We start from the raw sequence: 11,266 nt of genomic DNA, 5'->3' as shown, positions 1-11,266 counted from the left end.
CACGCCCGCCGCCGCCAGGGTGCGCGCATAGGCGGAAAAGTCGCTGGGTGAGTTTTCGAAAGCTAGCCCCAAGGTCAGGATGATGGCGCCCTGGGTGGTGAACTCGCTGGGATCGCGCAACTCGCTGGCTTGGATGGTGGTGAATTCACGCGGGCCTTCGAGAATCGGGCGCAGGTTTAGTTTGCGCTGGTTAAACAGCCATTGAAAGCGAAGTTCGCTCATTGCCGGGTCCTTCTTGCAGCAACTCGTCGATAGACATAGTGAATAGTCTTTTCCCCAAAATATATACGCGTTGTCTATGGCCTGTGGCTAGTTGTGACATCCACAATGATTCACATCACAAAGCAAGACGATTGAAGGAGAATCATGCAGGAACTTGAATACCGCATCGAGCAGACCCGCCACCTCGCGCAAGAGGTCCCAGGGCCAGCCAGCGCTGCTCTTGATGAGCGCCGCAAGAACGCCATCCCAGCTGGCATGGCGCCTGCGCTGCCGGGCTATGTCGTGGACGCTGATGGTGGCATCCTCGCCGATGCAGACGGCAACCGTTTCATTGACTTGGCCTCCGGCATCGCTGTTACCTCCGCGGGCGCTTCCAACCCGGCCGTCGTCAAAGCCGTGCAGGAGGCCGTCGCGCACTTCACTCACACCTCTTTCACTATCTCCCCGTACGAGTCCTACGTTGAGGTCGCTGAAAAGCTCAATGAGGTTACTCCGGGCGATCACCCGAAGAAGACCGCGCTATTCAACTCCGGTGCGGAAGCAGTGGAAAACGCCGTGAAGATCGCCCGCAACTACACCGGCAAGCGCGGCGTCGTGGTCATGGACCGCGCATTCCACGGCCGCACCAACCTGACCATGGCCATGACCGCAAAGCAGTCCCCATACAAGAACGGCTTTGGCCCGTTCGCGCCGGAAATCTACCGCGCGCCGATGTCCTACCCGCTGCGCGACCAGCTTTCCGGCGAAGAAGCCGCAAAGCGCACCACCACGATGATCGAGCAGGAAGTCGGCGCTGCCAACCTCGCTTGCGTTGTGGTCGAGCCAATTCAGGGCGAGGGCGGCTTCGTTGTTCCGGCTGAGGGCTACCTGCCAGCTATCCAGAAGTGGTGCAACGACAACGACGTTGTCTTCATCGTTGATGAGATTCAGGCCGGCATGATGCGCACCGGCACCTGGTTCGCTTCCGACCACGAGGGCATCGTCCCTGACCTGGTCACCATCGCCAAGGGTATTGCTTCCGGCATGCCGCTTTCCGCAGTGACCGGCCGCGCGGAAATTATGGATGCACCGCAGCCAGGCGGCCTGGGCGGCACCTACACCGGCAACCCTGTTTCCTGCGCCGCAGCCCTGGCCACCCTCAAGGAATTTGAGGAGAAGGACTTTGGCACCCGCGCGCTGAACCTGGAAAAGATTGCCCGCGAGGAGCTGGAGCTAATCCTGGGCGACGAGCGCGTGGCAGAGTTCCGCGGCCGTGGCGCCATGCTTGCACTCGAGTTCGTCACCGCTGATGGCGAGCCAGACTCCGAGCTCGTCCACAAGATTGCAGATGCTGCAAAGGCAGAGGGCGTCCTCATCCTCACCTGCGGCCTTGACCACAACGTTATCCGCTTCCTGCCTTCCCTGGCCATCCCGGAGGATCTGTGGCGCGAGGCCCTGCAGGTAGTGGTCAAACAGTTCAACGAGTACAAGTAAGTCCGGGCTGCAGCCAAAAGGGTAGAAGCAAATGACAAACTTTGATTATTCGCAGGTTTCTGAGCTGTTGGGTTCTCTGCCAATTGGCCTTTGGCTGGAGGGCACGAACGTCGCAGCCACCGGCGGCGCCACTTTCGAGGTCCTCGACCCAGCAACGGAAGAAGTCATTGCCAACGTTGCAGATGGCACCTCCGCTGACTGGATGCGCGCGCTGGAGCTTGCCGACGCCGCGCAAAAGGAATGGGCCGGTTTTGCGCCGCGCACGCGCTCTATCATCCTCACTGACATCTTCAACGCCATTATTGAGCGCAAGGAAGACTTCGCTCGCGTGATGACCTTGGAGATGGGAAAGCCTTACGCGGAAGCGCTGGGCGAGGTGGCCTATGGTGCTGAGTACATGCGCTGGTTCGCGGAAGAAGCCGTGCGCATTCCGGGCCGCTACTCCCAGTCCCCGGCAGGCAATGGTTCCATTACCGTCTCCCACACCCCGGTGGGCCCAGTGCTGGCAATCACCCCGTGGAACTTCCCGCTGGCCATGGCCACCCGTAAGATTGCCCCGGCCTTTGCCGCTGGCTGCCCGGTCGTGGTTAAGCCCGCTGCGGAAACCCCGCTGACCATGCTGCTGTTGGGTGAGGTCATCGCAGAGGTCTTCACCCGCCACGAGGTGCCGGCTGGTGTGTTTTCCATCGTGACCACCACGCAGTCGAGCGCGCTGTCCTCCGAGCTCATGGCGGATCCGCGCCTGCGCAAGGTGACATTCACTGGTTCTACTGGTGTGGGCAAGATTCTGGTGCGCCAGTCTGCCGATAATCTGCAACGCACCTCCATGGAACTCGGTGGCAATGCCCCGTTCCTGGTCCACGAGGACGCCAACCTTGACCTAGTGCTTGACTGCGCGATGCAGGCGAAGATGCGCAACGGTGGTGAGGCTTGCATCGCGGCCAACCGCTTCATCGTGCACGAGGCGGTGGCTGAGGAGTTCACAGATCGCCTGACGGAGAAGATGGCTGCTATCCAGGCAGGCCATGGTTTGGAAGAAGGCACCACCCTCGGCCCGCTGATTAGTGCGAAGCAGCGCGACAGCGTGGCCAAGCTGGTTGAGCGCGCGCTTGAGCAAGGGGCCACCGCCACCACCGGCGGCGAGCGTCCGGATGGCGCCGGCTTCTTTTATCCAGCTACCGTTCTGGCGAACGTGCCTGACGACGCCGAGATCCTGCGCCAGGAGATCTTCGGGCCGGTAGCCACCGTGACCACCTTCTCCACCTTGGAGGAAGGAGTCGCCAAGGCCAACGACACCGAGTTCGGTTTGGCAGCCTATGCCTTCACCGAGAACTTCCACACCGCGGAGTACCTGGCGCACGCGCTGGAGGCAGGCATGGTGGGCATCAACCGCTCCGCCATCTCTGAAGCTGCCGCTCCATTCGGTGGCATCAAGGAATCCGGCTTCGGCCGCGAAGGTGGTGCCGAAGGCATCGAGGAGTACATCTCCGTGCGCTACATCGCTAAGCCTTAGCGCTAACCGGCAAGCCTCAGCGAGCTGATTTTTCACAGGCATTGCCCCTCGGAGCCCTCACTTTTGCAAAGGGGGGACGGCGCCGAGGGGCCCAGTTGATCCATGCGCAGTTACTTAAATTTCTATTTTAGATTCGGGAGAAAATATGACGGTTGTTGAAAAGACAGAAGGGGCGGCTCCGCAGGCTGCGAAGCCGGCCTTGAGTTTCGTCCAAGGCATTGCCCTTATCTTTGGCACCAACATTGGTGCAGGCATTCTTTCCATTCCCTATGCCGCGCGTAACGGCGGATTTATGGCGCTCGTTATTGCGCTTCTCGTGGCGGGTACCCTGACCACGATTTCTATGCTTTATGTTGCGGAAAGTGCGATGCGCACAAAAGCGCCTCTGCAGGTTTCCGGTTTGGCGGAGCACTATCTGGGGCAGTGGGGCCGTTGGCTGGTCTTTCTTGCCATCATTATTAACGGCGTGGGTGCTTTGATTGCCTATGCTTCTGGCTCTGGCCAGCTGATAAGCAATATTTTCGGTGCGCCGCCGCTATTGGGAACGCTCATCTTCTTTGGTTTCGGCTCTTGGGTTATGTACCGCGGCCTGCACACCACCGGAGCTACTGAGGGGGCTATCACCGCCGGAATGGCGATTATTATCGCGATTTTGTGTGGTTGGACCTTCATTGGGCCAGGCATTAAAGCGGAAAACCTCCTGGTGCTGCACCCATTTTTCATCGTTCCGATTTTGAACCTGGCTGTTTTCTCGTTCGTGGCGCAGTACGTCGTGCCGGAACTGGTGCAGGGAATGGATCCGGAAAAACCGCATGAGACCGCACGCGCCATCGTCGTGGGTATGGTCATCACCGGCTTTACCTTGGCGCTCGTTCCTTTCGCTGCGCTCGGCCTCCTTGGTATGGATGTGACCGAAGTCGTGACTATCGCGTGGGGTGAGAAGCTTGGACCGGTGGCCTATTATCTGGCGAATATCTTCGCTTTGGCTGCAATGCTGACATCTTTCTTGGCAATTGGTTTTACCACGATGCGCAACATCTTGGACATGCTGCATTGGGAGGGAAGTAACCGCCAGCGTGCGATTGGTGTTGCGCTGACGGTGCTGCCGCCGCTAGTTATCTTCGTTTTAGGGTTGGGCGGCTTCGTTGCCGCGCTGTCTTATGCGGGCGGATTTGCCGGCGCTATCATGTCGATCATTCCCGTGATGCTGTTGCATGCCTCCCGCAAGCATGGCGACAAGGAAACGCGATGGAAAGTTGGCGTTCTTGCGCATCCGCTGATTCAGGGTGTCATCATCGTGGTTTATTTCTTGGCTTTCGTTTATTCGGTTGTCTCGATCGTGGGCCTGGTTCCGGCGGGCTGGACTTAAGAAAGTGGCGTCGGCAAGCGCTCCTGCATAGGGGAGTGGGCAGGGTGCTTGCCAAAAGCATTACCGGAATTTATTTTTCCAGCGGGGTCTGACTATCAGTGCAGCTCATAGAAAAATAGAACGAACTTTACGGGACGAGAACCCTGAAAGCCTAATCAATTTAGGGCGATTAGAGCCATATATTCTCCAGGGTTGCTCGGCTGGGAGTTGTTGCTGTTGTGAATTTAGGATTTGCCTAGAGAACTCCAAAGATTTTGCTAAGATGCCCAGTATGCCTACATGGCATCCCGAGTAGTTCGATCTCTATGCGAATAGCCAGTCTCCTCACGTACTTTGTTGTCGCTCTGTCTGTTTCACAGCCGCGACAACACCTGAATTAGAGAAAGTATTGGTCATGTCAAAGATATCTTTTCGGCCACCTCGTTCTGTAACTGCACTCAGCGGGCTTAATTTAAGCGGCCGCTGGCGCATGCTCACTGCCTCAGGCATGGCTGCTGCGCTAGTTATGGGCGGGGTCGTTGTTGTACCCAACCTCCTCGATAATGAGCCTGCAGCCCAGGCGGAGACCGCAGCGCCAGGTTCCTCCGAAGAAACCGCCATAAACACCACGGTTCCCGCAGGAAGCACCCGCTCCGTGAACGGCTTCGTGGGCCTGCAGACCGGCGGCACCATGCAATCGAACCTGAGCGATCCAAACGTTGCGCCCATGTCTGGCGTGAAAGTCTTTGCCCAGTGGTTCGAAAAGGACGGCACGGCGTCGCCGATTTATACCACCACCACCGGCGCCGATGGTCAGTTCCACATCGGCATGACCTCCTTTACTGACGCCAAGGGCGTCCGGCGCAACTTCGACGCAGACCCCAACTTGCCGGAGGGGGAGAAGCTCCGCGTCTGGTCCATTAATCCGGATACCTCACAGTACAACCTGCTCTACTCCTATGGTCAAGAGCAGATCATGCCGGAAGGCAACACCGCCAACACCGAGGCCGGCACTACCCAGTCCGTGGGGTCTGATACCTATAACGACATCAAGATCGCTTACTCGCCCATCGCTAACAACAACGTGATGCACGACCTGGCGAATGTCGCGGACAACCCTCAGACTGGCTCCTATGGCCAATACTCCGGTACCGTCTTCTGGAACCAAACCAACGCCGCCGCCGGCGCCCTCTTGTGGCAGAACTACCAGTCCGTCAACGGTATCGACTCCGTGGCTCCAGACGTCACTGTGTATGGCTCCTACCTTTCTGATTACGCGCTTTCGCGCATCTACGATCCCGCAACCATGGCCGCCATCGGTTACAAGGGCCGCGTGCGTGATTCCAACTGGAATACCCAGCAAGAACTCGCGCTGCAGCAGTGGATTAAGCAGCGGATGGCAGCGGAAGGCCAGCAGAAGTGGATCGCAGAGACCGTCCAAGCCAAGACCGATGCCAACGGTAAGTACACGCTGCAGTTCCGCGGTACCTGGGGAAATAGCTGGGACGATCGCGGTATTTTGTCCAAGGACAAAATCTGGCACAACCTGGCTGGTTCCGCAGAGGAAGGTAAATGGACCAACGGCAACTCGGAATCCAAGCACGTCAACAGTGAGTGGATGTTCTTCTCCTTGCAGGACATGCCGGGCATTTCCGTGAACACGCCGTTTAACTACAACGGTTACACCGGCAACACCACCAGCACCTTAACCTCCGCTGGCACCTTGGCCGGATGGCCGTCTAACTGGGGCGGTTCGCTGGATTACGCCAGCAACCTCAACTTTGCGCTGTACCCGGGCAACCTGAAGTTTGACGTCACCCCGTATGACTCTTTCTCCAACTTCGCTACAGCGGGTCAAGCCATCGAGACCACCACGACGGGCCTGCAGTACGACAAAATCGGTACCACGCGTTATCAGATCGCGTGGTTCGACGAGGCTGGCAATGAACTGACCCAGTACACCTGCCCGCCGGTAGCGCCGGACGCGAGTGGCAGGCTTCCTTCCTGCGGTTTTGTCACCGACCCTAACTTGAAGAAGACCACCACTTACACCGCACGCTTGTTTGCGGTCTCGCCCTCTGGCGTGCGAGATGGCCTGGCGATAACGCAGGATTCCTTCACCGTTAAGCCACTGCCGACGTCCGGGCGCTACGAGCCCACCTATGGTTCTACAACCGTGGCTCAAAGCAGCACTGGTTCCGTTGCGGCGCCGCTTTTCGACGACTCGACTACCGCAACAACCGTTGAAACCCTGCCGGCACCAGCCGGTACCACCTACAAGCTGGCGGATGGCGCCCCAACGTGGGTAAAGATTGATGCCCAAGGCACCATTACCGCCACACCGGGCACCGACGTTGCGCTGGAAGATTACACCGTCCCGGTCATTGTCACCTACGCCGATGGCTCGACCGACCTCGTCAATGCCAAGGTCACGGTCACTGACGGCATCCCGCCGCAGATTGAGCAGATCGATTCGCAGAACCTGGAGCTGGGCGAAGCCATCGCGCCGATTAAGGTTACGTCGACGGATAACGTCGGTGTGACCGGCGTTGAGGTCAGTGGCCTGCCAGATGGCGTCACCTACGATCCTGCGACCGGAACCATTAGTGGTACTCCGTCGGCAACCGGGGCGTCGACAGTTAACGTCCGCGTCACCGATGCCGCCGGAAATGTCATCGAAACTGCATTCAGTATCAACGTCGTGGATTCTTCCGCGCCGGTTCTCACCAGCCCGGATGCCACCGTCCCAGAGGATAAGTCTGCTTCGATTCCGATCAAGGTGGACGATCCTAAAGCCTCCGTCACCGTGGAAGGTGATATCCCGCCGGGCATGACCTGGAACAAGTCAAACAGTGCCCTCGAAGGCACCCCAACCAAACCGGGCATCTACACGGTCGCCGTATCGGCCACCGATCCCCAGGGCAATAACTCTATATCCAACCTGGTCGTTACTGTTACCGACACCACGGAACCGACCATTGCCAAGATCAACGACGCCACCGCAGAGGCTGGCCAACCGATCACCGCAATTCCAGTAGACGTCACCGATAACTTTGACAAGTCCGTCAGCAACGTTGAAGTCGCGGGCCTGCCACCATTACTGACCTATAACCCGGAGACCCATCAGATCGAAGGAACCCCGCAGGCACCGGGGGAGTACCCAATTAAGGTGACTGCGATCGATGCCGCCGGTAATACCTCGACCCAGGAATTCCTTATCAAGGTAGGCGACACCACCGCGCCGCAGGTGGACGATATCGCTGATGTGAGCGTGGAAAACGGCACCGCCTTGGAGCCGATCCACGTGACCAGCAATGAACCGAATTCTAGGTTCAGTGCGTCCGGGCTACCAGAAGGCGTCAGTATCGATCCCACCACCGGCATCATCTCTGGTACGCCAAAGACCGAAGTCACGAGCCAAGATGGCAAGGTCTTCCCGGTCACCGTCAAGGTAACTGATCCTTATGGAAACGTCACCGAGAAGACTTTTAACATCAAGGTCACCGATACCGTTGCCCCGGCTCTGCGCCCGCTTCGCGATGTCTCGGTTCCTGAAGATCAGCCGCTCAACCTGGAGCCTGTCACCAGCCCGGACCCAACCGCGAAGATTGACGTCACCGGCCTGCCCGAGGGTGTGACCTTTGATAGTGAAACGGGGCTCGTCGAGGGCACCCCAACCACTCCGGGGCGCTACATCGTTACTGTTACCGCCACCGACCCAGCCGGTAATTCCACGAAACAGGAAGTTGTCTTGCTCGTGGGCGATGCCACCGCGCCTACCTTCGATGATCCGGAGGATCAGACGATTAACCAGGGGAAGCCCATCAAAGATATCGATCTGATGAGCCTAAACCCGGCCGACAACTCCACCGCACCGCAGGATCTCGCCTGGACCGTCACCGGCCTGCCCGAGGGTGTGACCTACGATCCCGCGACCAAGAAAATCTCCGGCACCCCGAAGGAAACCGGTTCTTCCGTAGTAACCGTCACGGTTTCCGATGCTGCGGGCAATACAACGACTCAGACCTTCGTCATTGCGGTTAACGATGCAACGGCGCCTGTCATCACTCCGGTGGAGAACGTCAGCGTCCCGGAGGGTGATGAAATCACTCCGATTCCGGTCAAAACCGATGATCCGAAGGCGAAGATTGAAGTCACGGGCCTGCCTGATGGCTTGACTTATAACCCGGATACCAAGCAGATCGAGGGCACCCCGACTAAGCCAGGTACCTATGATGTCGTTATTGCGGCAACTGATGAAGCGGGCAACGTTTCCTACGAACCGTTTACCATCACCGTCGAAGACACGACCGCCCCGGTCATCGAGCCGATTGAGGCCCAGGATATCGCTCTGAACGAGACGATTAAGCCGGTCGTGGTTTCGGTAAATGATCCGGATGCCACCGTCCAGGTCGATCCGGAGACCCTGCCGAAGGGGGTTAGCTTCGACCCCGCGACCAACACCTTTACCGGCCGCCCAGAGAAGCCGGGAACCTACACCATCAAGGTCACGGCTACCGATGACGCCGGCAATACCTCGGAGCCCGTTGATTTTGTCATCACCGTCTCCGATAAGACCGCGCCGCAGATCGCGCCGATTTCGGATCCTACAGTTCCGGCGGATTCTCCGATCACGCCTATCAAGATCACCGCTGAGGACAACGTTGCGGTGACCTCCTTGACGTTCACTGGCTTGCCTGAGGGCTTGAGCTATAACCCCAATACCAAGCAGATTGAGGGCACCCCGACTAAGCCGGGAAGCTACCCAGTGACGATCACCGCTAAGGACGACGCTGGCAATACCACCGAAGAAGTCTTCAACATCAACGTCAATGACGCCGGTGCACCAGTCATCCAGCCGCTGCCCGATAGCACGGTCGCTGCGGGAACTGATGCCAACCCGATTCCAGTGCGCGTAGATGATCCTTCTGCGACGGTAACGGTCGAAGGTCTACCTGATGGCATGACTTTTGATCCAGAGGCGGGACTAATCACCGGTACCCCGACCAAGCCGGGCACCTACACCGTGACCGTGACCGCGGTCGACGAAGCGGGCAACAAGGCTATCGATACCTCGACCATCACCGTCACCGATGCCCAGGGCCCAGCGCTGGACGAGATCAGTGACCAAGACGTTGCTGCCGGCAGCGCCATTGAAGATATCGTTGTCAAGGCGGATGACCCTGATGCCAAGATTTCCGTAGTCGGCCTGCCAGAGGGCGTTCAGTATGACGCCGCTACCAACACGATTTCCGGCACGCGAACCACCGCGGGCACCTACCCAGTGCGCGTCCTGGCAACCGATGCAGCCGGAAACACCTCCTACGTTGACTTCACCATCACGGTCAGCGATTCCACTGCTCCGAAGGTCGACCCCATCGACGATCAAACGGTAGAGAAGGGCGATGCGATCACCGATATCAAGGTAGTCAGCGACGATCCGAACGCCACCGTGACGGTCACCGGTCTGCCTGATGGTCTCAGCTTCGACCCAGAAACCGGAACCATCTCTGGCACGCCAACCACCGCTGGTGAGCTGCCTGTCACCGTGAACGTGACCGATGCCGCGGGCAACACGACCACGGAGACCTTCACCATCACCGTCGTCGACCCTGGAGCGCCGGTTCTGGAACCAATTTCGGATCAGGAGGTGAAGCTGGGGGATCCGATTGAGGAGGTTCAGCCAACCCCGAAGGATCCATCGATTTCTACGACGATCACCGTGACCGGGCTGCCGGATGGTGTTACTTACGACACCGATACCAATACGATTTCGGGTACTCCAACTCGCGCGGGTGACTTCCCCATCGTGGTCACCGTAACGGCCACTGATGAGAACGGTAAGTCTTCCGTCGAGCAGTTCACGATCCACGTGGTCGATTCTGGGGCGCCTTCCTTAGACGGCGTCGCCGATCGGACCGTCACGGAAGACACCGAGCTTGACTCGATTCACATCACCTCGGATGACCCGCAGGCTACCCTGACCGTGACTGGCTTGCCTTATGGCGTTCGGTTCTTCGCGTCCACCGGCGAGATTTCCGGTGTGCCAACTACTCCGGGCACCTATACCGTGACGGTGACCGCCACCGATGCGGCAGGTAATACTACCGAGAAGCAGCTGACCATCACCGTAAAGGATGCAACCGGTCCGCAGGTGGATCCGATTGCGGATCAGGCTGTCGATGCCAATACGCCGATTGAGCCGATTCGGGTCTCTTCTGATTCGGACACGGATACGGTAAAGGCCTCCGGTCTGCCGGATGGTGTGAAGCTTGAGACCGTCGATGGCGTTGCCACCATCACCGGCACCCCGACCAAGCCGGGCACCTACGAGGTCACCGTGACGGTCACCGATGCCAACGGCAATGCCACCGACGAAACCTTCACCATCGTGGTCCGTGAGCCGGCCGATACCACCGCGCCGAAGCTTGACCCGATTTCGGATCAGACCGTGAAGCTGGGCGAAGACGTCACTGAAGTCACCGTTCACAGCGATGACCCAGCAGCAACGCTGAGCGCAACCGGCCTGCCTACTGGCGTCGAATTTGACCCAGCTACCGGCACCATCAGCGGCAAGCCGAGCGCCTTTGGCCGCAGCGAGGTTACTATTACGGCAACCAACGCCGCTGGCAACAAGGCAACCACTACGTTCACCATCGACGTCGTAGCAGCCGATCCGACGGATCCGACCGACCCGACGGATCCGACGG

At 58.7% G+C, this 11,266-nt stretch carries 4 protein-coding genes and 1 pseudogene; 4 read left to right on the top strand and 1 reads right to left on the bottom strand.

Annotated features, from left to right (window positions below):
- A pseudogene (locus HMPREF2935_RS13440) lies at positions 1-222 on the bottom strand (PucR family transcriptional regulator ligand-binding domain-containing protein); the annotation flags it as partial.
- A gap of 144 nt (positions 223-366) precedes the next feature.
- On the opposite strand from HMPREF2935_RS13440, the gene gabT reads away from it, so the two are divergent.
- The 4 genes from gabT to HMPREF2935_RS02650 form a co-directional block, all read left to right on the top strand.
- A complete protein-coding gene (gene gabT, locus HMPREF2935_RS02665) occupies positions 367-1,695 on the top strand; it encodes a 4-aminobutyrate--2-oxoglutarate transaminase (protein WP_070731887.1) in 1,329 nt (442 codons plus the stop codon).
- A gap of 31 nt (positions 1,696-1,726) precedes the next feature.
- Positions 1,727-3,208, top strand: coding sequence for an NAD-dependent succinate-semialdehyde dehydrogenase (locus tag HMPREF2935_RS02660; RefSeq protein WP_070731885.1), 1,482 nt, complete (start codon positions 1,727-1,729; stop codon positions 3,206-3,208).
- Between the two features lie 145 nt (positions 3,209-3,353).
- On the top strand, positions 3,354-4,577 hold the full coding sequence (locus HMPREF2935_RS02655) for an aromatic amino acid transport family protein (protein ID WP_070731881.1): 1,224 nt from the start codon (positions 3,354-3,356) through the stop codon (positions 4,575-4,577).
- 469 nt (positions 4,578-5,046) lie between these two features.
- Positions 5,047-11,266: putative Ig domain-containing protein (locus HMPREF2935_RS02650; RefSeq protein WP_210400717.1), on the top strand; the 6,220-nt coding region annotated here is incomplete at its 3' end.

It is taken from the genome of Corynebacterium sp. HMSC076D02, from assembly GCF_001813815.1.
GTDB classification, from domain to species: domain Bacteria; phylum Actinomycetota; class Actinomycetes; order Mycobacteriales; family Mycobacteriaceae; genus Corynebacterium; species Corynebacterium simulans.
The sequence above is the reverse complement of the archived record's forward strand: the minus strand, read 5'-3'. Positions and strand labels throughout refer to the sequence as shown.